23 protein-coding genes, 4 tRNA genes and 1 pseudogene are annotated in these 19,421 nt (G+C 57.9%); 3 read left to right on the forward strand and 25 right to left on the reverse strand.

The features are described from left to right. Positions 1-17: 17 nt before the first annotated feature. From hypD to N687_RS0106565, 16 genes and pseudogenes are all read right to left on the reverse strand, one after another. Positions 18-1,130, reverse strand: coding sequence for a hydrogenase formation protein HypD (hypD, locus tag N687_RS0106495; RefSeq protein ID WP_029421086.1), 1,113 nt, complete (start codon positions 1,128-1,130; stop codon positions 18-20). Then, entirely contained in the window at positions 1,117-1,380 is a 264-nt protein-coding gene (locus N687_RS0106500) for a HypC/HybG/HupF family hydrogenase formation chaperone (protein WP_029421087.1), read from the reverse strand. Before N687_RS0106500 ends, hypD begins: the two co-directional genes overlap by 14 nt. A gap of 4 nt (positions 1,381-1,384) precedes the next feature. Next, a complete protein-coding gene (locus N687_RS22920; protein ID WP_081841205.1) occupies positions 1,385-1,711 on the reverse strand; it encodes a HypC/HybG/HupF family hydrogenase formation chaperone in 327 nt (108 codons plus the stop codon). Positions 1,712-1,733: 22 nt separating this feature from the next. Further along, complete coding sequence (locus N687_RS24700; protein WP_231493657.1) at positions 1,734-1,994, reverse strand: hypothetical protein; 261 nt, start codon at positions 1,992-1,994, stop codon at positions 1,734-1,736. Between the two features lie 522 nt (positions 1,995-2,516). Continuing rightward, positions 2,517-2,906: pseudogene (locus tag N687_RS24705) on the reverse strand (hypothetical protein); the annotation flags it as partial. Continuing rightward, positions 2,825-3,673 (reverse strand): Fe-S cluster biogenesis protein NfuA, encoded by an 849-nt coding sequence (locus tag N687_RS0106515; RefSeq protein ID WP_029421090.1) that lies wholly within the window; start codon positions 3,671-3,673, stop codon positions 2,825-2,827. The gene N687_RS0106515 and the pseudogene N687_RS24705, both read right to left, overlap by 82 nt. Position 3,674: 1 nt before the next feature. After that, positions 3,675-4,055, reverse strand: coding sequence for a hypothetical protein (locus N687_RS0106520; protein WP_029421091.1), 381 nt, complete (start codon positions 4,053-4,055; stop codon positions 3,675-3,677). A gap of 51 nt (positions 4,056-4,106) precedes the next feature. Beyond that, complete coding sequence (locus N687_RS0106525; protein ID WP_029421092.1) at positions 4,107-5,306, reverse strand: hypothetical protein; 1,200 nt, start codon at positions 5,304-5,306, stop codon at positions 4,107-4,109. Between the two features lie 42 nt (positions 5,307-5,348). Beyond that, complete coding sequence (locus tag N687_RS0106530) at positions 5,349-5,648, reverse strand: hypothetical protein (protein ID WP_029421093.1); 300 nt, start codon at positions 5,646-5,648, stop codon at positions 5,349-5,351. Continuing rightward, a complete protein-coding gene (locus N687_RS0106535) occupies positions 5,633-6,103 on the reverse strand; it encodes a hydrogenase maturation protease (protein WP_029421094.1) in 471 nt (156 codons plus the stop codon). Before N687_RS0106535 ends, N687_RS0106530 begins: the two co-directional genes overlap by 16 nt. A gap of 77 nt (positions 6,104-6,180) precedes the next feature. Continuing rightward, entirely contained in the window at positions 6,181-7,809 is a 1,629-nt protein-coding gene (locus N687_RS0106540; protein WP_029421095.1) for a nickel-dependent hydrogenase large subunit, read from the reverse strand. 83 nt (positions 7,810-7,892) lie between these two features. After that, entirely contained in the window at positions 7,893-8,864 is a 972-nt protein-coding gene (locus N687_RS0106545; protein WP_029421096.1) for a hydrogenase, read from the reverse strand. Positions 8,865-8,937: 73 nt separating this feature from the next. Next, positions 8,938-9,633, reverse strand: coding sequence for a hydrogenase nickel incorporation protein HypB (hypB, locus tag N687_RS0106550; RefSeq protein WP_029421097.1), 696 nt, complete (start codon positions 9,631-9,633; stop codon positions 8,938-8,940). Beyond that, complete coding sequence (hypA, locus tag N687_RS0106555; RefSeq protein WP_029421098.1) at positions 9,599-9,982, reverse strand: hydrogenase maturation nickel metallochaperone HypA; 384 nt, start codon at positions 9,980-9,982, stop codon at positions 9,599-9,601. Before hypA ends, hypB begins: the two co-directional genes overlap by 35 nt. Then, positions 9,975-10,502, reverse strand: coding sequence for a DUF1641 domain-containing protein (locus tag N687_RS0106560; protein WP_029421099.1), 528 nt, complete (start codon positions 10,500-10,502; stop codon positions 9,975-9,977). The genes hypA and N687_RS0106560 overlap by 8 nt, the downstream gene beginning before the upstream one ends. A gap of 381 nt (positions 10,503-10,883) precedes the next feature. After that, the gene (locus tag N687_RS0106565; protein WP_029421100.1) at positions 10,884-12,227 is read right to left on the reverse strand and encodes an IS1380 family transposase; all 1,344 of its coding nucleotides are present in this window, start codon (positions 12,225-12,227) and stop codon (positions 10,884-10,886) included. A gap of 104 nt (positions 12,228-12,331) precedes the next feature. On the opposite strand from N687_RS0106565, the gene N687_RS22925 reads away from it, so the two are divergent. Next, a complete protein-coding gene (locus N687_RS22925; RefSeq protein WP_081841206.1) occupies positions 12,332-12,892 on the forward strand; it encodes a site-specific integrase in 561 nt (186 codons plus the stop codon). 61 nt (positions 12,893-12,953) lie between these two features. On the opposite strand, the gene N687_RS0106580 is transcribed toward N687_RS22925, so the two are convergent. From N687_RS0106580 to N687_RS0106595, 4 genes are all read right to left on the reverse strand, one after another. Further along, a tRNA-Cys gene (locus N687_RS0106580) sits at positions 12,954-13,028 on the reverse strand. An 8-nt stretch (positions 13,029-13,036) separates the two neighbouring features. Further along, a tRNA-Gly gene (locus tag N687_RS0106585) sits at positions 13,037-13,111 on the reverse strand. 74 nt (positions 13,112-13,185) lie between these two features. Beyond that, positions 13,186-13,261: transfer RNA gene (locus N687_RS0106590), tRNA-Phe, on the reverse strand. A gap of 78 nt (positions 13,262-13,339) precedes the next feature. Further along, positions 13,340-13,414, reverse strand: a tRNA-Ala gene (locus tag N687_RS0106595). A gap of 180 nt (positions 13,415-13,594) precedes the next feature. On the opposite strand from N687_RS0106595, the gene N687_RS0106600 reads away from it, so the two are divergent. Beyond that, the gene (locus N687_RS0106600) at positions 13,595-14,104 is read left to right on the forward strand and encodes a PepSY domain-containing protein (RefSeq protein ID WP_081841207.1); all 510 of its coding nucleotides are present in this window, start codon (positions 13,595-13,597) and stop codon (positions 14,102-14,104) included. Positions 14,105-14,321: 217 nt separating this feature from the next. Here the strand turns inward: N687_RS0106600 and speD are convergent, their stop codons facing one another. The 3 genes from speD to N687_RS0106615 form a co-directional block, all read right to left on the reverse strand. Next, on the reverse strand, positions 14,322-14,705 hold the full coding sequence (gene speD, locus N687_RS0106605; protein WP_029421102.1) for an adenosylmethionine decarboxylase: 384 nt from the start codon (positions 14,703-14,705) through the stop codon (positions 14,322-14,324). A 242-nt stretch (positions 14,706-14,947) separates the two neighbouring features. Further along, the gene (locus N687_RS0106610; protein ID WP_051663008.1) at positions 14,948-16,042 is read right to left on the reverse strand and encodes a glycosyltransferase family 4 protein; all 1,095 of its coding nucleotides are present in this window, start codon (positions 16,040-16,042) and stop codon (positions 14,948-14,950) included. A 19-nt stretch (positions 16,043-16,061) separates the two neighbouring features. Further along, on the reverse strand, positions 16,062-16,376 hold the full coding sequence (locus N687_RS0106615; RefSeq protein ID WP_231493419.1) for a hypothetical protein: 315 nt from the start codon (positions 16,374-16,376) through the stop codon (positions 16,062-16,064). Between the two features lie 269 nt (positions 16,377-16,645). Here N687_RS0106615 and N687_RS0106620 point away from each other — a divergent pair, with 269 nt between their 5' ends. Continuing rightward, a complete protein-coding gene (locus tag N687_RS0106620) occupies positions 16,646-17,494 on the forward strand; it encodes a zinc metalloprotease HtpX (RefSeq protein ID WP_029421105.1) in 849 nt (282 codons plus the stop codon). A gap of 35 nt (positions 17,495-17,529) precedes the next feature. Here N687_RS0106620 and N687_RS0106625 read toward each other — a convergent pair whose 3' ends face one another. Both N687_RS0106625 and N687_RS0106630 read right to left on the reverse strand, forming a co-directional pair. Continuing rightward, positions 17,530-18,741, reverse strand: coding sequence for an ABC transporter permease (locus tag N687_RS0106625; RefSeq protein WP_029421106.1), 1,212 nt, complete (start codon positions 18,739-18,741; stop codon positions 17,530-17,532). Then, on the reverse strand, positions 18,738-19,421 hold the full coding sequence (locus N687_RS0106630; protein WP_197029357.1) for an ABC transporter ATP-binding protein: 684 nt from the start codon (positions 19,419-19,421) through the stop codon (positions 18,738-18,740). Before N687_RS0106630 ends, N687_RS0106625 begins: the two co-directional genes overlap by 4 nt.

Consider the following 19,421-nt stretch of genomic DNA (forward strand, 5'->3'; position numbering starts at 1 on the left):
TACCCTTGTTTGACGGATTACTCACCGACCGCTTGCCGCAAGTGGACATGATGATAATAGGCTGCGCACGCCCCTTCGGAGGATACCATCAGGGCGCCCACTGGATGTTCCGGCGTGCACTCTTTCCCGAACAGCTTACACTGATGCGGCCTCAATACCCCTTTCAACACCTCACCGCACTGGGCCGCCTTGGGATCGGTGACGCGAACCCCTTCCACCTCAAAGTGAACTTCGGCGTCCCACTGCGAGAATTCGGACCGCAATTTCAGCGCCGACTGAGTGATGAAGCCCAAGCCTCGCCACTCGAAGAACGGCCGAACTTCGAACACCTTATTCATAGCGTTGAGTGCAGGCACATTGCCCTCCCACGGCACAACGCGGCTGTACTGGTTCTCTACCTCGCAACGACCTTCCTTCAACTGTTTGACCAACATCAGAATTGATTGCAGCAAATCCAGCGGCTCAAACCCAGAGATCACCAAAGGTTTATTGTAATGCTTCGTGATGAACTCGTACGGCCGGGCCCCGATGACCGCCGAAACATGGCCAGGTCCGAGAAAACCGTCGATACGCATGTCCGGCGAATCCAAGATGGCGCGAATCGCCGGCAAAATGAGCACGTGGTTGGAGAACACAAAGAAATTGGACACGTTTAGATCGCGCGCGCGAAGGAGCGTCAAGGCGGTCGATGGAGCTGTTGTTTCAAATCCGATCGCGAAAAGAACCACCTTTCGATCAGGGTGATCGACCGCGATTTTCAAGGCGTCCAGCGGTGAGTAGATCATTCGGATATCGGCTCCCTTGGCCCGCAGCTCCAAGGGCGATCCTTTTCGCCCTGGCACCCGCATGACGTCACCGAAAGCAGTAAAGATCACATTCTTCTGTTGGGCGATGGTCAAACCATCGTCCATGCGGCCCATGGGAAGGACACACACGGGACACCCCGGTCCGTGGACTAGTTCAATGTTTCCGGGCAACAAGTTCTGAATTCCAAACCTAAATATGGAAAATGTGTGCCCGCCGCAAACCTCCATAAACCGGTATTTCCGATTGGGATCCACCAAGCGGTGAATCTCCTCCGACGTCTTGCGAATCAATTCGGCATCGCGGAACTCGTCAACGTACTTCATGCGATAAACGCACCTCCAATCCCTTGGCCAACGCCATGCCCATGTGGACCAAGAGGATGTCGCCCGGTAGGGCCTCAGGGACAAAATCGATCGCGACCGTCGATGTTACGCCCAATCGATCTTCCACCACCGCGTCGTTCCCACGGACTTCAATAACCTTCACCGGAACTGCGACGTCTCCGCAGGTGGAACACCCGTCATCCGCCAACGTCCGGCATCCAAAGGGCTCTATTTCAAGATGGACGTCCATCGTTTCACCCTTCCCTTCCTTCGACTGGCGAAGAGGCGCGCGTTGCATGAGACGCCTCTTCTTCAGGAAAGCGATACCCGCTAAGCTCTTCAAGAGCACTCTCCGCTTCTCCCAGCAGGTTCAGCAGTTGCAACTGCTCCATCGCTGCTTGTTCGCTGATCTTACTCATTGCGAATCCCACGTGAATCAACACCCAGTCCCCGACATTGAGTCCTTCTTCCGTGAGCAGACCAATGTTAACCTTTCGCCGCACGCCAGACACATCCACCGTTGCATAATGGCGTTCCTCGTCAACCAACTCAACCACTTGCCCAGGAATGGCTAAGCACATAGGCGGTCCCTCCTAATCGCGATCATCCGATGGATTCGATTCCGAGTCGCCAGATCATGACGCGATTGTTCCCGGAATCGGCAATCAAGAGACGATCCTTGTGATACCAGATGCCGTACGGCCAACATAGGCTGTCCCATTCTACCGCCTTCCACCGGTTTTCCCCCGATCCGTCGAAGTCGCTCTGCCCGATGACACAGGAAGCGGGATGATATGTCCCGGTTCGCGGCAACTGTTCGTACAGCAGAACCCGATTGTTCGCCGTATCCGCCACCGCCAACACCTGTCCACTCCTAGCGATGCCGTAAGGAAACCGGAATCGCCTAGGGCCTTGAGGGACATGTGGAAGCTCAAACGCCTGATCAAACCCACTTTGACCGAGAACCAGGTCTGCCGGTCGATCCGCGAGCGGAGGGGGTGAGTAACCCAGAACCCGATGATTTCCTGCGTCGGCGACGTACAACGTCTTCCCATCTCCCGCCAGAGCATGCGGCCACCGATACGTGTCCGGTCCCACACCCGTTCCCCGATTTTCTCTGTTCTCACGAGAATTTGGTTGACCGAGAATCAGATCCGGTGGCTGGCCATCGCGAGGGACGCCTTTCCACCCCAACACTCTGCGATTACCTGTATCAGCTACGTAAAACCAGTCGTCGATGTACGCAAAGCCATACGGCCAATAGAGGCCTGTCGCATCCACTTTACCACCGCGATTGGGCGCAATGCTCTCCCAATCGGGCTGGCCCAGCACCTCATCAGGGGGCTGATTGTTGAAATATGGGATATTGTTCCAGACCAGGATCCTGTGATGCCAAGCGTCGGCTACGAAAAGCCGCCCCTCGATGACCGCCACACCGGTTGGCAAGTGAAACAGTTTGGGCCCCTCTGCCTCAAAATCCGGCTGGCCCAACACCACGTCGGCCGGAGCATGATCAGTGTCTGGCCATCCGAACCATATGAGCACCCGGTGATTCCCGCTGTCTGCCACGACCAGCACATCATCGTCACCATAGACGCCTCTCGGAGCGTACAGGTGCACTCGATTGGGATTGGCAGGCGGCAGTGCGAGTCCTCCAGGGGCTGGTCCTCCCAGCCACCGTTCGGGCCGCACCTTCAGTCCAACCGCATCCATACCCGGTGGTCCTCCACACGCACAGGAAAGGGCTCCAACTGTACGTAGGGCGCCGTGAGGCATTCTCCGCTGGTCAGGTCGAAGCGGAAACCGTGCCCAGGACAGACGAGTACGGTACCGTCGACAAGCCCCTTATGCAAGGGCAGACCCATGTGTGGGCACGAGTTACGGAAAGCCATGACCTTCCCGTCCACGCGCACCACCAACAGGTCGTACTCGTCGTGAACCACGCGAACGGGCCGCGCCTCCTCCAATTCTGAGGTAGGTGGTCCCTGTACCCAGCCACTCTGTTCCAGGTTGACGTCCGCGCCCACGATACCTGGAGGCATGAACCCGGACGCGAGTTCGTCCTTGGCCATCAAGACGTATTCAATTTCTGGAACACGAGCCTTGATGGCTTCCTCAACGCTCCTCTTTAAGGTCACCGCCGACAACGAACAACCGGAGCAAGCGCCGTTCAACCGGACATAGACGGTGTTCCCCTCGACCTTCACCAACTCCACGTCGCCTCCGTGGGACTGCATGTACGGACGCACTTCTTCAATGACTGTGGCGACGCGAGTGAACAGGTCCTGCTTAATGATGCCGTGCATCAGAAGCACCGCATACACCGCAGGGTCTTCCACAACCTTGAGCAATACCTCCTTGCCTGCCTCCGTTTCGCGGAGCGCACGCACAATCTTTCTCAAGGCCAGTTCGTGGAACGCCTCAATCGACTTCTTTAACTCCATGGCTTTCTCGCGTTCGCTCTCAGGCATGTCCCGAATCGATGCCAAGGCCCGGTCCACGCGCTCAGCCAGGGTAGTGAAGTCCTCCTCCAGGACTTTCACGTCAATCGCCTCCAAAAACCAAAGCCTGCTCCAAAGCCTCTTCGGTTTTGCTCTGCAAGACAGCGGCGAAGGAACGAATCGCCATGTGATGGAGCACGTCCCCAATCCGGCTGCGTTCCTCGCCGTCCCAAGGCGAAAAGCTCAACCGCTCATTAGACAGCGCCTCAAGAACCAAGCAGGACCCAGCTGGATTATCGAGAAGTAAATCACGAAAAAACGCCTGTACAAACTCGATGATCCACACGCCCTCCCCTTCCGGGTTGGCGCGAAGCCGGCGCAGCGCGCTTTCAGTCCCTCCGTTCCGCTGCACGATGCGCTCGCTGAAACGCTCGACAGCCATTGTCAGAAGAAGATTTACATATTCCTGTTCATGCAGATCCATCCCGTATCCTCCACCACCGCGCACTCACGCCCGTCCCCATTCCACTCGGCCCTAAGAGTGAGCCAAACGTTTTTTTTCAATCTCAGCGAGAACGGCATCCACGGCCTCGGCCGATTCATACTCCCCGTGTTCCTCAAAGTACGCGCGCGCCTGCTCCAAACGGGGAACTGCCCGCGAAAACGCGCCAAGATGGGCCAATGCGTTGCCCTGATTCGCCAACACTCTCGCGTATGCCACCGGGTCGTCCTCCGGTCGGCGTACGGTCAAGACGTCTTCGTACAACGCCACGGCTTCCCAGAGGTTGTCCTCCTGATGCGACGTCTTCACGTGCTGCAGGGCGTTTGCCAGGTTCAACGTCGCACTCGCCCACAACTCCGGGTATGACTCTTTGGTATAGATGCGCAGGCTTTCGCGCAGCGATTGAATCGCCACCGCCGTGCGCAGCCGTGCGCTTCGATCCGTCGCAGGCATGGCAAGATATGCCAACGCCAAGTTCATGTGAACCATTGCGTAACTCTCCGGATAGGTGTCTCTTTTGTACACCTTCAGGGCTTCTTGGTAGCAGTTCACTGCCTCAACCAGAATGCTCTTCCGCCCGCCAGCCGTGGCTTGCAGCGCAGTGCCCAACTGGAACCAAAGTTCGGCGCGCGTCTCGTCGAACGACGAAACCTCCAACAACTTCAACGCCGTCCGGTATCCGTTGATCGTCTCGTCCCCGTCGTCCCCGAGCATGTGTCTGGTTGCGGCCCACTCCGCATACAGTCGGGCCGAAAACACCGGCGAGACGTCTCGGACCGTATGAGCAGCCTCAAGCAAGACTTCAAGACCGGTTCGCCAATCTTCCCGCTGAAAAGCGTCGTACGCGTGGCTTGCTAGTAAAAACGCGCGGACCTCGTCCCGAGACTCGGCAAGCGGCGGAGGCGAACTGCGGAATCCAAAACGCCACGCCGCCGCGTCCAACAGGAGCCGCTCTTCGCCTTCCAATACCCGTTCCGCGGAAGCGTACGTCGTTTCATTCGGGATGAGAATGAATCGATTGTACGCCCCTGCAGAGTCGCCTGTCAGCAACTCCGCGACAGCTTCCTCACTCTGGCCCCCTACCGCGGCGGCATAAAACCGCCATGGGTCAGGCCACCGTTCGGGCAGAAAGCCGTGCAACAACAGCGGCAGCAGTTGTTCTCCTTCCGGCACCGAGGGCAGCAACAGAAAGCCCGCGGTTCCAGGAAACACACCGATAGGTTGTGGCCGCAACAGGCTCCCTCATTTCAAGTGATAATATATCTGCGTCAACCGTCACACTATTGAATCCGTGGACCGCCGAAGAGGTATCCGCAAGGCGCCAAGTTCCTCGTCCCACACCGCCTCGCGCGGACCCGGCGGCACGCCTTCCGGAAGAAACTCCTGGACAAACAAACTGCGGTCTCCGCGGGCATTTCGAAGTTTCAGCAGCAGACCTCCGGATCCCGCATGCCTCACCGGCATCAGCCACAGTTCATCGCCGCGAACCAAAGCGACGGCGGTTCCCACAGGGAACCGCCACGCTTCTGCGGCGGGAATGTACAGGTATCCTGTGGATGTCAGCTCAATCTGCACTGCTGCTCCTCCAAGCGTTGAATCAAATCTCGCGCCAGCCGTTCCACCGCCGCCTCCACCGCCGGCGACAAACCAAAACCGTGTTCCAAATTCTCGGCCTCGATGAGAAAGACCGTCACCTTTTTAGGAAAGCGCTCCTTCAACAGCCATCGCCCCATCGCGATGGCGTTGTCCCAGCGTATGTTGTGCAGGTTCACTTCTTTGAGTGGAGGGGCTTCCACTTCCTCCCCGGGCACTTCGAAGATGGTTCCCGGCTCCGCCCCTGACGTACACGCGTCAACAAGGATCAATTCTTTCGCATCTCCGATCTGAAAGATGACGTCCATCCCCGCTGTACCGCCGTCGGCCAAGCGCACTCCTTCCGGAACGCCCAGCTCCCACAACTTCCGAATCAGCATCGGACCGGCGCCGTCGTCACTCCGGATCAGATTCCCGCATCCAATGATGGCAGTCACCCCGACACCTCTCTTCAGAAGATGTGAAAGGAGAGGTGCCACCGAACACCGGCCGACACCTCGCCCCCCTGTCACCTTCACATCTTCACGACTTCGTATTTGGCCAACTCCCGATGTGACTTAGCGTCATACGCGTGCACCGTGCAAACCAGGCACGAGTCGTAACTCTGTGCAATGTGTGCGAGTTCCACTGGATCTTCTGGATTCCGTACCGGGACGCCAATCATCGCCGTTTCAATCGGACCGCGCTGGCCTTGGCCATCGCGCGGTCCGATGTTCCACGCTGTGGGCGTGATCACCTGGTAATTGTCGATCTTGCCATCCTTGATTTGAAGCCAGTCCATGAGAGCACCCCGCGCCGCTTCGGTGGCCCCAAAACCGCGACCCTCCGGCAACTCGCGAGGCTTGATATAGAACTTCTCGTTCAAATTGATCTGTTTCAGCCAGTCGCGCATCCGCAAGTAGTACTTCGCGGCCTCGTGCAGGCGGGCCAAGACGCGAACCATGACGCTGGGTCCGATTTCCTGGATGATGTTCAGGAACAGGGGATCGTAGTCCTGCCATTCCTCCGCCCCCGGACGTCCGGCTATCACCTGGCGAGCTAGCGGACCCGCCTCCAACGACACCGCCCCCATGCCAGGTACCTCATAGCGCGGCGCCTTCGCGAACGTGTACTTGCCTTCTTTCTGCCCTTCCACCGGATCGATGGGGTCGGTTACCCCAACGAACGGATGCAAAGACCCGCTCCCGCGGAAGAACGAATGCGTATGATCTTCCCGGATCCGCTCTTGATCAAAATCATGGAAAGTCTTGCCATCATACACGCCGGACCGGGAAATCAATGCCGCATTCCGCCCATCGATGGTCGGAAAGCGGTACTTCTGCGGATGCGGGAAACTCCCGGCAGCCAAGTATCGCCCAGGCCCGGATCCGTACTTGTCCAACCCGATGTCCATACTGTAGCGGATGAACAGTCCTAGATCGGAATTCCGGTGTGCTGCCCGTTCATCAAGCCAATTCAGCACGTCCGACCAGGTCTTGTTCTCCAACCACCGCTCCACCGAGCAGCCGAGCAGGATCTTTTCCAACCAGGTTTCCCGATAGTGTTCCAAAATGCTGATCGAACGTGTGATGTCTGAGAGCGTCGGGGCACTGACCACGCCACCTGGAACCATGAAGCTGGAGTGCGGCCACTGGCCGCCGAAAATCGCGTAGATTTCGACAGGCTTACTCGAAACGGTGACACCAATCGCGTAGTGTTCGCCCTCAAAAGGCGCCCAACGGCGGACCACTTCGTCGTACAAATCGGAGGACGCATAATTCTGATGCGTTAGACCGATGGCAAACAGCGCGTAAAACCACCGGGGAATGCTCTGGATTGTCTCAGCCGCCTGCGCAACATTGCGAATTAGCGTCGCATTGGGAGGCACTTCAGTGTGCCAAGCGGTATCCAGAGCGTACACCGCCTTGGTCAAGTGGCTCCCGCCGCAAATACCGCAAATTCTGGGGGTGACAATCAATCCGGCCTGCGGGTCCTTTCCTTTCAGAATTATCTCAAACCCACGAAACATTGTGGCCTCCGTCCATGCATCGACCACGACGCCGTCCTCCACGGCAACCCGGACATCCAGGTCACCTTCCACCCGCCCCAACGAATGGACCTTCAGTTCCATTTTCTTGGAGACTTCAACCCCTTGCTTACTCATACACTTGTACACCTACCTTGTGAGTGAAACTTCACCGCATCAACCCCGTCCGGCGGAGCAAAGGCGTATCGACCCGTTTCGCATCAGGGCACAAACATGTCTTCCCGAGCCCACTTCGGTGCTGCGGCTCGAGCGAGCGCGGCAGTCACAGAGTAACTGAGCGGATCGCTGTCCTTCGGAACTTCCTTCGGAATGGAACCGAAAATCTTTTGTGTTTTGAATACCGTTCCGGGAGCGAGATCGAAGAACGGAAACTGCGGTTCCGTGCAACCAATGCAAGGCATTCCCGCTCTCGTTTTGGATGACTGGCGATTCCATAGGATTCGATTGCAAGGCGAATGGGTCATTGGGCCGCGGCAACCCTGCTCATAGAACAGGCAGCCCTTGCGTGTACCTTGGCCAAACTCTTCTACAGGCTCTTTCCACTCAAAGTACTGTACGCGCGTGCATCCGGTTTGAGTAAATGTCTTGAAAAACGTCTGCGGCCTTTGCAGTTCATCCAGCAGAACATCTTCCGCGCGACCCGTGGCAATAGCGACGAGAATCTGAGTCACCCAGTCGGGGTGAGACGGGCAACCAGGGATGTTGATAACGGGTAAACCTGCCTTCGAACGAAAATCCGCGCCCAAAAATCCGCCGTGAGAGCCTTTCTGATACTGTAGGCCTATCGATTCAGACGGATTTGGACTGGTCGCCGGAACCCCACCCCAACACGCGCAGTCGCCGACCGCGACAACGTATTGGGCCTTGTGGGCGAATTCCCAGATCCAATCTTTTTTCGGCCGATCCAGCAACATGTCGTAGCGTCCGGTGCCGTTCGGCCCTTGAATGACCGTCCCTTCCACCACAAAAATGTCCAACGGGACTTCACCGTCGAGAATACGTTCAAACACGTGACGTACCTGTTCTCCAAACTCCATAGACAGAGAGTGATGATAGAGAATGTTGATACCAAAATCGGTAACCAAATCAATGACCGTTGGTTCCTCAGCATTTAGGAACGACTGCGTGTTGCCGTTGCATGCACCGCCGTGCATCCAAAGAACGTTGGCCAATCTCCACACCTCCATAGAGGGACATCACGAACCCAATACGTCAACCCCTTGAATATGATTGCACATATGGCAATTAGGAGGTTGAAACCATCTCCTTGCACGACCGTTTCGCTGTTTCCAGATGAGACACCCACTCGTCGATCCCTTCACCTGAACGAGCAGAAACCTCAAGAACCGGGATACCCGGTCGCACCTCACTCAATGCTTCATAGAATCGCTCCCGCTGAAATCCCACTGCCTCAGCTAAGTCGACCTTCGTAATCACTGCGAGATCTGCGCTGTTGACGATGGTGGGGTATTTCACCGGCTTGTCTTCGCCTTCTGTTACCGAAAAGAGTACCACGCGTTCATTTTCGCCCAAATCATAACTGGCAGGACACACGAGATTCCCGACATTCTCAATAAAGAGAAAATCAATATCTCTCATGTCCCATCCCTCGAGGTTTCTTTCAACCATTTCCGCCTCAAGGTGGCACACTGTACCAGTGGTGATTTGACGGACCTGGGCTCCACTTTTGCGCAATCGTTCCGCATCGTTTTCTGTGGCCAAATCGCCCACCAACGCAGCCACCCTGTATCGTTGCCCGAGGCGAGTCAAGACTTCCGTCAGCAATGTCGTCTTTCCCGCACCTGGACTCGAGACTAAGTTGGTAACGTAGACACCGGCGTCAAGAAACCGTTTTCTCAACCCCCGCGCCAGAAGGTCATTTTTCTTCAACACGTTCTGGCGAATCTCAACGATCCGTGGATTCGACGTCGTCTCCTGCATCCCCTTCACCTCCTTCCAAGGCATACAATTCGATCTCCCGCCCCTCGAGTACCTGACCTGTCTTTACCCCACACACGGGACAGCGCATGGGAAACGGTTCAGGCAACACATGTGCCTCTCGACAATCAGGGCAAAACACTTTTACCGGAACTTCCTCAATCACAAGCCTGGCACCTTCGAGTGGCGTCCCTTCGGTGACGATGTCAAAGGAAAATTCCAAGGATTCCTTGACCACACCCGATAGCGTACCGAGCTTCAAGTGAACCGCCTTCACGGGTTTTATCCCCGCATCTGCCGCTGCTTCGATGGCGAGTTCCACCAAACTCTGGGCGATAGAGAGTTCATGCACCGCTGAGCTCCTTCGAAAAATGTCGTGCAAAACTGATAACGAAATTCAGGGCCGGTTGTACCTCTGGATCACTCAATGCCCGCATGAGCCCAAAGAGTCCGATGCGCTTGATATCCGTCTTTGCCGTTTCTTCAGAGGCTTCGATCATCGAACGTGACAATTTTCCAACTAACTGTACGGACCGTACGTCGAGGACATCGGACTTCAACAGTTCTTGAACTTGAGGGGAATCGAGAAACTCTTGCATGCGACGCACGGCGGCAAAGGCGAGTTCTAATCGCGTCACGTACTCGGGCTTAGACAAACTCTCTCGTAAAAGAATAACGAGATCGTTGACCGAATCAGCGATTTCAGGTCCGCGACGCAAAAAACCCTCCACCATATCGAGGAGAAACGTCACGTGCTCCAGCTTATCGAGGAGACGAATTAGTTGCTCCGTTATTTGCGGTTCTGTCAGCTTTTCCACCAACAATTGTTCCAGCGGCGCCTCCACGACCGCCCCTTGCCCTGCTCCCGCCATGGCAGATCCTCCTTTCGTCGTAGTCGAAGGGGTAAAAAGCGCGTCTTTAGGGAACGTCCCCTTCTCAAGTTCATCATACTTTCGTCCACCGAATGAAGCAACACTACTATCCTGAAACTTAACAAGCACTAAAGTCTCACTAAAGTCTTCAGAAGGGCATAGCGAATCAGTCCCATCAAAGATGGGCCTGAATCCGTGACAGGGTACCTGTCGAGCACTCATGCGGCGTTTATCTTGCATCGAACGGGCTGCGACTGCATTGGTGCGTGGAGCGATTCCATCGCATTCAACCGTAAGGGAACGCCAGTTCCCGCAGAAGCGAATAACTTCCCCGGCCTGTTCATCGTCAGGCTTTGTTCCCAGGCCACAAGACGGCACATGTTATACGAAAGTCAAATACAAACGGCGAAACACAGGGAACCATCGGTTCCCATGCCCCAGCTTCAGTTTGGTCTGCCTCGCGTGTCGGACGAGCTTCGCAGCCAAGGTCATCAAGTTCTGAATCACCGTCCGGATACGACGACGTTCAGCCTTCTTACGCAGGGGTGCATCGTTGCGTTTCAGGCTTTCCTGGCCAACCACCCTCAGCAAGTTATAAGCCATGCATACAAAATGCAGCACCAGGTTGTTGGTTGCGAACTTGCCTGACGGTAACCGTTCAGCGTCCAGATCCGTCTTGATTTCGCTGTGGAACTGTTCCATCACGGCGTGGTCATGGTACAGACGAATGATCACATCTGGGTCGTCGGGCAGTGAGGTCCAGTAGGCGTCGATCTCGATGTCTGGGACCAACAGGGTTTGCCCGTCGGCCATGGTGGTCCGTTCGATGACTTCGAATACCATCCGAACTGGTTCCGACAGGCCGTTGACCGGGCACATCAGCGAACCGTGATACACTTTCTTGCCTGGCCGAGGTTCGTGGCATACACCGTGCTGATGGGCGGTCACGAGCCAGGCCTGGGGGCTTTCCTTTCGCAGATTCCGTTTGATAATGAACTCGGCCCTGCTGTCCTGAGAACGACACACGGCAAGGTTTTCTGCACTGTCATTTCCGGCATCCATGCGAACGAGCAGCGGAAGGGCTGAAATCTGCTTTGCGTACTGAATACTCTTGCGCAAGAAGGCCGCTGTATCCTTTTGAACATGGGTACTGCCTTCACGCAGCTGAACATTGACCACATAGCCCTCTTGGCCGAGGTAAGCAAAGATTGGGGCGTATCCATCGTGGCCTTTGTACGTGCGGGAGACGCCTTCTTTTTTCGTTCCCGAGTTATCAAATGGGCTCACGTCAAGGTCCAGGGGAATGTAAGCCCGGCGTTTCGATGACTCACCCAGCACAATCGGATGCAGTGTAACATCCAGGGTCCTCAAGAGGTTTGCGGACTCTTCGAGTAAAATACTCTCCCAGCCGGCCTTTCCGGCTGCCATATCCAAACGCTGGCGCAGCGTTGGGCTCGAAGGCACGCTGTCCATCTGTAGTGCGATCGTGAAAAACTCGTCATCACGAAAGGCTTCGATGTGGTCAAAGTCCGTCTTGCCTTGACAAAGCAGGCCGATGTATGAGTACGCTACATCTCGGTTTGAAATGTCTGGTTTTCCCATGCCTGACAGGCGAGTCCGATTCAGGCGTTCACCGAGAGTGGTTTTGTCCAGCAATAAACCGACAAGGGTCATTCCAGAATGTGTGACAATGACTTCGTCGGATTCTTCGATGATAAAGCGCAAGGGGGTTCACCTCTGAGGTGAAGGGGGATTGAAGGGAACGGACATCCAAACTATCCCGATTCTACGCGACAAATCACAAGTGCTTCAGTAGTTTTTACACCTGCTTGTCACGGATTCAGGTTCTGGGTCTAAAGTGGTCAGATGTGGATCTGGAGCGAGGCTATGTGAGTGTACAACGCACACTGGATTATGTGAAACGTCAACCTATGGTAAAGGAACTCAAAACAGATCGAAGTCGACGATATGTTGCCCTGCCTAGGCTTTCCATTGAAGCGCTACATACGCAACGAGCTATGCAGGCGCAAGATAAGCTCTTGCTCGGCAAGGCATATCGCTGCAGTGACTGGGTATTCACCAACGAATACGGGGATCCTTTGTCTCCTAATTCACTCAATACGGCATGGTACAGGGCGCTCCGCCAAGTTGATGTGCCGCGCATCCGATTCCATGACCTTCGACACACCCATGCCAGCCTACTCCTTCAGGAAGGTGTCAACCCAAAGGTCGTTTCTGAGCGGCTCGGCCACGCGACCGTTCAAATCACATTGGACACGTATAGCCACGTCTTGCCCGGTCTTCAGCGTGAAGCCGCACACCAAATCGACAACCTGCTTCGAAAACCAGGAGACAACCATTTCGATACCCGAAGGGTAGAAAAATGGTAGAAGGGGTCAAACAGAGCGGCCTCCCGGAAACCCGAGAGGCCACGTCACCCCTGTGTTTTTCTGGAGGCGCCAGCCGGATTCGAACCGGCGAGTCGAGGTTTTGCAGACCTCTGCCTTACCACTTGGCTATGGCGCCGAAACAAATGGAGCGGAAGACGGGATTCGAACCCGCGACCCTCGCCTTGGCAAGGCGATGCTCTACCCCTGAGCCACTTCCGCATGCATTCCCCGATCATTCAATTGTGAATCGTGCCCCTAAAACCCGTTGCGGGTTGGCGCGCCGGTGAAACATCTGGTGGCTCGGGACGGAATCGAACCGCCGACACGAGGATTTTCAGTCCTCTGCTCTACCGACTGAGCTACCGAGCCATGTCTGCCTGCCTCGAGTCCGGGACGGGTTCAAACCCGTCCGCTCACTCGCCGGTCACCCTTTGGGCGCGCCCATTGTGGTGGAACCGATGGGATTCGAACCCACAACCCCTGCGCTGCCAGCGCAGTGCTCTCCCATTGAGCTACGGTCCCGCGAGTCGCTTTGGCGCGGCTGCGCCGCGCTCGAATCGCGGCGTCAACGGTTCTCAGTATAGCGACCTTGCCTTCAAAATGCAAGAACCAATTTCACACATGACCCAGGCTCATTCTGGGCACCCTACGCTTCAGGCCGTGTTGTGCCGTGGCCACCACCCAGAACAGGAGGATGTCTCGATGAAGATGAAGATCCGGTGGATGACCCTTCCCACCCTAGCGGTGTTTGCGTTTGTGCAGCCCGCCCTGGCAGGTGAACATCTTTGGCGTGGCGTTGACGACTCAGTCGCCACCGTCGCCCCTGCAGGCGCAGACGATGTTGCCCGAGCCGCTGCCGATGTCCATCACGGTATGGCCGATGACATGCACCAATTCGATGTCAAATCCAGTGTCCAAGTCTCCCGGCAGGACCTTCGCGAAGCGTATGAGGCCAGCCGCGATGCGTACACCAAAAAGCTGCAGAAGTTCGCCAAGTGTTCCCCACATGATGCCGAGAAGGCGGTCGCTGCCGCCCATCCAGGTATGAAGGTGACCCATCTGCAGCTGCGCAACATCCGCACCAATCTGGTGTACATCGGAATTGCGGAGGATGACGAGGACAAGTACCTGGTGATCGTCGACGCGGGCAACGGCAAGGTGCTGTTGGACCGGGAACTGCCCACGCATCACGAAAAGGTGTTCGCCGACTGACGGGCGGCCGATGCCGTGACAGCAGTGAACACGACGGCCCCTGCGATCCCTGTTTCCACGACAGCTCGCACGATGGAACATCAGTCGGAACACACCACGGAACGTGAAAAAGCGAGAGCAAAGTGCTCTCGCTTTCTTGCGTTCGTTGGTGGAGGATTTCATCTGAAATCCGAATCAGCTCAAGGGATGAATCGTCTGATGCATCGCCGCCGAGGGCTCAGAACGCGCGCACCTTGACGTCCTGGACCTGGATCGGACCGACGCCGCGCGGCACCTCGATGGCCTCCAGGCGAGTCGCGCCGAGCGCCTTTGTGATGTAGTCACAGGCCACGTTTGGGTCGATGCGATCTCCGCACGTGTACACGTCGATGCTCGCGTACCCGTGTTCCGGGAAACTGTGAATTGTCAGATGCGACTCGGAGATGATCACCACTCCGCTCACACCTTGAGGCGCAAATTTGTGAAATGCGACCTCTCGCACCTCGGCCCCAGCCTCGAGTGCAGCGTTCACCATGATGCGTTCAATGCTTGGTAGATCATTCAGCTTGTCGGCAGGGCAACCCCACAGTTCGGCGATCACGTGACGGCCCATCGTGTCCATGACAAAGCTCCCCCTTTGCCCATAAAAATAGCCATGCCCGATCAGGCATGTGGAAGTCGCACATTCACCACGGGGGAAAGTTAGTCCGGTGAGGTCCTAACCCTTTAAGTGACGGCGAACATTCCAGTTTGAAAATGATTCCAATCTGGTGTGCCAGACATTACGACAGATAGTATAAGACCTGCCCCCTGGATTTGCAACCACATTTTCTTGCAGAAACACGGGGAATTCCGCCCAATTTTTCACGGCGCCCCAAGGGCACGATACCCCTCCAGATAAGCGTCCAGCATCCGCGCCGGTGTGAAGCGGGGCAGGATCTCCGACTGAAAGGACGCGGCCAGCCTCCTGGCCAGATCGGTATCGTCCAACAGGCGCCGAATCTGAGCCGCGAGCACCGCACCATTCCCCACCGGGAACAACAGACCGGTGCGCTCCGATTCAATCAAACCGCGGGCGGCCGGAATGTCGGACATGACATTCGGAATGCCGTAGTATCCCGCCTCCAGAACCGCGTAGGGCAGACCTTCGCTGCGCGAGGCCAACACGTGCACATCCAGAGAAGACAGAAATGGGCCGATCTCCCGGATGTGGCCCAGAAGATGCACCCGATCCTTCAGATCCAGCTCGGCGATCATCGCCGTGAGAGCGGTACGCTGCCCGCCGTCGCCAGCGACGGCGAGGTGCACACCCGGCAGGTTCGCCATGGCATGGATGGCCGTGGGAATGTCCTTCACCGGGTCCAACCGGGCGACCATCCCGACGACGGGCGTGTCCGGATCGATCCCGAATTGGCTGCGAAGGCGTGTCCGATACACCGCCGCGGGTTCCGGCAAGGGCTCGGCGGCCAGGGCGTTGGGCACCCAAAACCAGGGTTTCCCCGGGACGAGATCCGAAAACGACGGATTGCATAGGAACATTCCGGACGAGCTCCGAAGCGCCGTCAGATTCAACCGCGTGAACACGGCCGATTTCCAAGCGCTGGCGAGGAAATCCTTCCGCGGGTCGCTGTGGATGGTGGAGACCCACCGTCGGCCGGTCATGCGGGCCGCCGTCGCGACCAGCACATTTAGCCGCGGTCCGTGAGCATGCCACAGGCTGTCCGGCGGCTGCGCCCGCATCCGGACGGTGAGCGCTCGAAACGCCTGTACCGGCGATGCCGGCAGGTGCTCCACCGCCACCACAGCCCGCAACCGGTCCGCCAGCGGGCCCGATCCGAGGGACAAAAAACAGAACCGGGCGTCCAGCCCGGCTTCCCGTACGGCGCGGGCGAATGCCACCAGGTGGGTCGCCGCGCCGCCCTGCTCATTTCCCGGAACCACGACAAAGATCGCCGCCATGACCCGTCCCCCCGCGCCATCACGACGGCCGGTTCCGGCGCTGATCGTGTTCTTCAATATAAGAGGAAATGTCCAGTTCGTCGAAGTGGATGTGTTCGCGATTGAGCAGCAGGTAGTCGATGGATGTCCCAGCCTGTTCGGCGACGAAGCCGAGGATATGGTGGCGCCGCACCGTGGTCTCGGGCCACACCGCACGAAACGCCTCGTCCAGCCGGCGGAACTGCTCTTCCGTCAACCCGGGCACCATCCCCACAAATGCCTCCGGCGGCAATTCCAGGATGTCGTACGTCTTGCCCTCGTACTCGATGTTCAGACCGAGCCGCACGCGGATCACATCCCTTTCCCCAGAAATCCTCGTGCCGGATTGTATGAACCGGACACTGTGCCAAAGCACCTCGCGTGCACACTTTCCAACCATTTATCGTGCCATCACGGTGTTACAGTATAGCGAATCCTCCGCACGGAAACAAACGGCTGTCACAAAGAAATGTTCATAAAGCCCTTGCAAGCCCGGGTGGCCTATCCCTTTTACCGAGTCGCTCCTGGACATACAATGGAAAGTAAGACACCCTAAGGTGCAGATCGGGTAGGAGGGATTTGTGCGTGAACACCGTGAAGACCTGGCTCCTGATGGGAGTGTTGACGGTCATCCTGGTCCTCTTCGGGCGGGTGATCGGCGGCACGCACGGGATGCTGATCTTCCTGATCATCTCCGTCCTGATGAACTTCATCGGGTACTGGATGAGCGGGACCGTCGCCATCATGATGACCGGGTCGCGCCCTGTGTCCGAGCAGGAATTGCCAGAGGTGTACGCCATCGTTCGGCGATTGGCGGAGCGGGCGAATTTGCCAATGCCCGAGATCTACCTGACCCCTTCACCGCAACCCAACGCGTTTGCGACCGGACGCAACCCGCGGCACGCCAAGGTAGCGGTGACGGAGGGCATCCTGCAAGCTCTGTCGTGGCGGGAGCTGGAGGGCGTGTTGGCGCACGAGATGGCGCACATCAAAAACCGGGACATCCTCATCTCGTCGATGGCCGCCATGCTGGCCGGCGTCATCACGTCCATCGCCGACATGCTCCAATGGGTGCTCCTGTTTGGAATGGGAAATCGCGACGAGCGGGACAACGGCAGCACCATCGCCGAAGTAGTCATGATGATCCTTGCGCCGATCGCCGCCACCATCATCCAGCTGGCGATCTCGCGCACGCGTGAGTTCAAAGCGGACGCCACCGGCGCACGCCTGGTCGGTGATCCGAACCCGCTCGCCGATGCCCTGGAACGGTTGGAGGCGTACGCGCATCACATCCCCGCCAGCGTCAGCCCGGCGGCGTCTCACCTGTTCATCGTCAACCCGTTCACCGGCGAGTCGTTCTTCAATTTGTTCCGCACACACCCGCCTACGGCGGAACGCGTACGCCGGCTGCGCAACATGCGCGTGCTCGGGTGATCCCCGTCGGGTGATCCCCGGCCGGCCGGTCACCATCACTCATACCGCAGCGCGTCGATCGGATCGAGACGCGCTGCTTTGTTTGCCGGGTAGATCCCGCAGACCACCCCCGTCGCCACCGAGAAGAAAAATCCGATGGCGACCGCCTGCCAGGACACCACCGACGGCAGCGGCGTCGTCCAATGGACGATCCACGACGCGAGCACCCCAAGCAAGATCCCAAGACTTCCACCCATCACCGTGATCATCACCGATTCCGTCAAAAACTGCAAGAGAATCGCCCGCCTCGTCGCCCCGAGGGACATGCGGATGCCGATCTCCTGCGTCCGCTCGGTGACGGACACGAGCATAATGTTCATCACACCGACGCCGCCCACCACCAGCGCGATGCCCGCCACGGCGCCGATGACGAGCGTGAGGATGGATGTCACCGTCCCGACGATGCGCTCGACGCCAATGAGGAAGCCGGAGGCATCCTCGAAGGCCTCCGGGTTGTGGGCGTGGATATTGAGCGCCGTCACCAAACGCTGCGAGAGGTCCGCCTTGTCCGTCCCAGGCGCAATGCGCACGTCCATCTCGGTGATGTTCCACCACGGAAAGAAGTCGTGACAAGTGGTCGCTGGCAAGTAGATGTAGTCTGCCCCGAGGATGCTTGCGAACAGATTGAACTGAGTGGAAGCCGCCACGCCCACCACCTGAAGGGGATGGCCCGCGATGCGGACCACTTTGCCGACGGGATCGATCCCGCGCCCAAACAGCTTCCCGGCCAGCGATTGGCTGAGCACGGCGACGCTGCGGTGGGCGGCCACGTCGGCGTCGGTGAACATGCGCCCGTCGACGACGACGAAATGCGCCAGGTCGTTCAACTGCGCGGGCCCTGCCTGGATGGACGCGTTGACCTGGTGGTTGCGGTACACCACCACCCCCTGGCCATAGAGGGAGTACGACACCGACGCGACGCCCGTGAAACCCCGTACGAGCTGAAACTCCTGGTCGGTGAACTTCAACACCTGGCCGGGCTGGGGAAGACCGGGCTCGACCACCTCGCGCGGCAGGATCTGAATCGTCTCCTCCGCACCCTGGCTCTCAATGGCGGTGATCACCGCCGCCTTTCCCCCTTGGCCGATGGCGACAATGGCGATGATGGACGCCACCCCAATCAAGATGCCGAGCATCGTGAGAATGGAGCGAAGCTTGTTGGCCATCAGCGAACTCCAGCTCGCCGCGATCATCTCGGAGAAATTCATGCCCCGCGCCCCCTCTCTTCGCCCACCAGGCGCCCGTCGAGCATGTGGAGAATGCGCTGGGCGAACGACGCGACACCGGGATCGTGGGTGATGACGACGATGGTGACGCCTCTCTGATGCAGCTCCGTGAAGATGCCCATGATCTCCCGGCCCGTGCGGGTGTCGAGCGCCCCCGTGGGCTCGTCGGCGAGCAGGATGGCCGGCTCGTTGACCAAGGCGCGGGCGATGGCGACGCGCTGCTTCTGACCGCCCGACAGTTCATTCGGAAAATGCGAGATGCGATCCTGCAGCCCCACCTCTTCCAATCGCGCCAAGGCGCGCCGTCGCCTCTCCTCGCGCGCGACGCCGGCGTACACCAGCGGCAGCTCGACGTTGCGCAGGGCCGTCATGCGAGGCAGCAGGTGAAAGTTCTGAAACACAAACCCGATCTCTCGGTTTCGTACCCGCGCCAGCTCATCGCCGGTGAGTCCGTCCACAGGGCGTCCGCGCAGAAAATACCGGCCGCTCGAGGGCTGGTCCAGGCAGCCCAGGATGTGCATCAGCGTGGACTTGCCGCTGCCCGAGGGCCCCATGATGGACACGAATTCTCCCGGATACACGGCGAAGCTGACGTCCTGCAGCACGGTCAGGAGTTCACCGCCCACGGAATACCACTTACACACCTGCTCCAAGGCCATCAG

The sequence above is a fragment of the Alicyclobacillus macrosporangiidus CPP55 genome (assembly GCF_000702485.1).
Taxonomy (GTDB): domain Bacteria; phylum Bacillota; class Bacilli; order Alicyclobacillales; family Alicyclobacillaceae; genus Alicyclobacillus_H; species Alicyclobacillus_H macrosporangiidus_B.

Excerpts from the sequence above, each read along its gene's own strand:
- hypD (WP_029421086.1), bottom strand. The coding sequence starts at position 1,130 with ATGAAGTACGTTGACGAGTTCCGCGATGCCGAATTGATTCGCAAGACG.
- hypB (WP_029421097.1), bottom strand. The coding sequence starts at position 9,633 with ATGCAGGAGACGACGTCGAATCCACGGATCGTTGAGATTCGCCAGAAC.
- speD (WP_029421102.1), bottom strand. The coding sequence starts at position 14,705 with ATGGACACGATGGGCCGTCACGTGATCGCCGAACTGTGGGGTTGCCCT.
- N687_RS0106600 (WP_081841207.1), top strand. The coding sequence starts at position 13,595 with ATGAAGATGAAGATCCGGTGGATGACCCTTCCCACCCTAGCGGTGTTT.
- N687_RS22920 (WP_081841205.1), bottom strand. The coding sequence starts at position 1,711 with ATGTGCTTAGCCATTCCTGGGCAAGTGGTTGAGTTGGTTGACGAGGAA.
- N687_RS0106540 (WP_029421095.1), bottom strand. The coding sequence starts at position 7,809 with ATGAGTAAGCAAGGGGTTGAAGTCTCCAAGAAAATGGAACTGAAGGTC.
- N687_RS0106560 (WP_029421099.1), bottom strand. The coding sequence starts at position 10,502 with ATGGCGGGAGCAGGGCAAGGGGCGGTCGTGGAGGCGCCGCTGGAACAA.
- N687_RS0106625 (WP_029421106.1), bottom strand. The coding sequence starts at position 18,741 with ATGAATTTCTCCGAGATGATCGCGGCGAGCTGGAGTTCGCTGATGGCC.
- N687_RS0106610 (WP_051663008.1), bottom strand. The coding sequence starts at position 16,042 with ATGGCGGCGATCTTTGTCGTGGTTCCGGGAAATGAGCAGGGCGGCGCG.
- N687_RS0106520 (WP_029421091.1), bottom strand. The coding sequence starts at position 4,055 with ATGGATCTGCATGAACAGGAATATGTAAATCTTCTTCTGACAATGGCT.
- N687_RS0106500 (WP_029421087.1), bottom strand. The coding sequence starts at position 1,380 with ATGGACGTCCATCTTGAAATAGAGCCCTTTGGATGCCGGACGTTGGCG.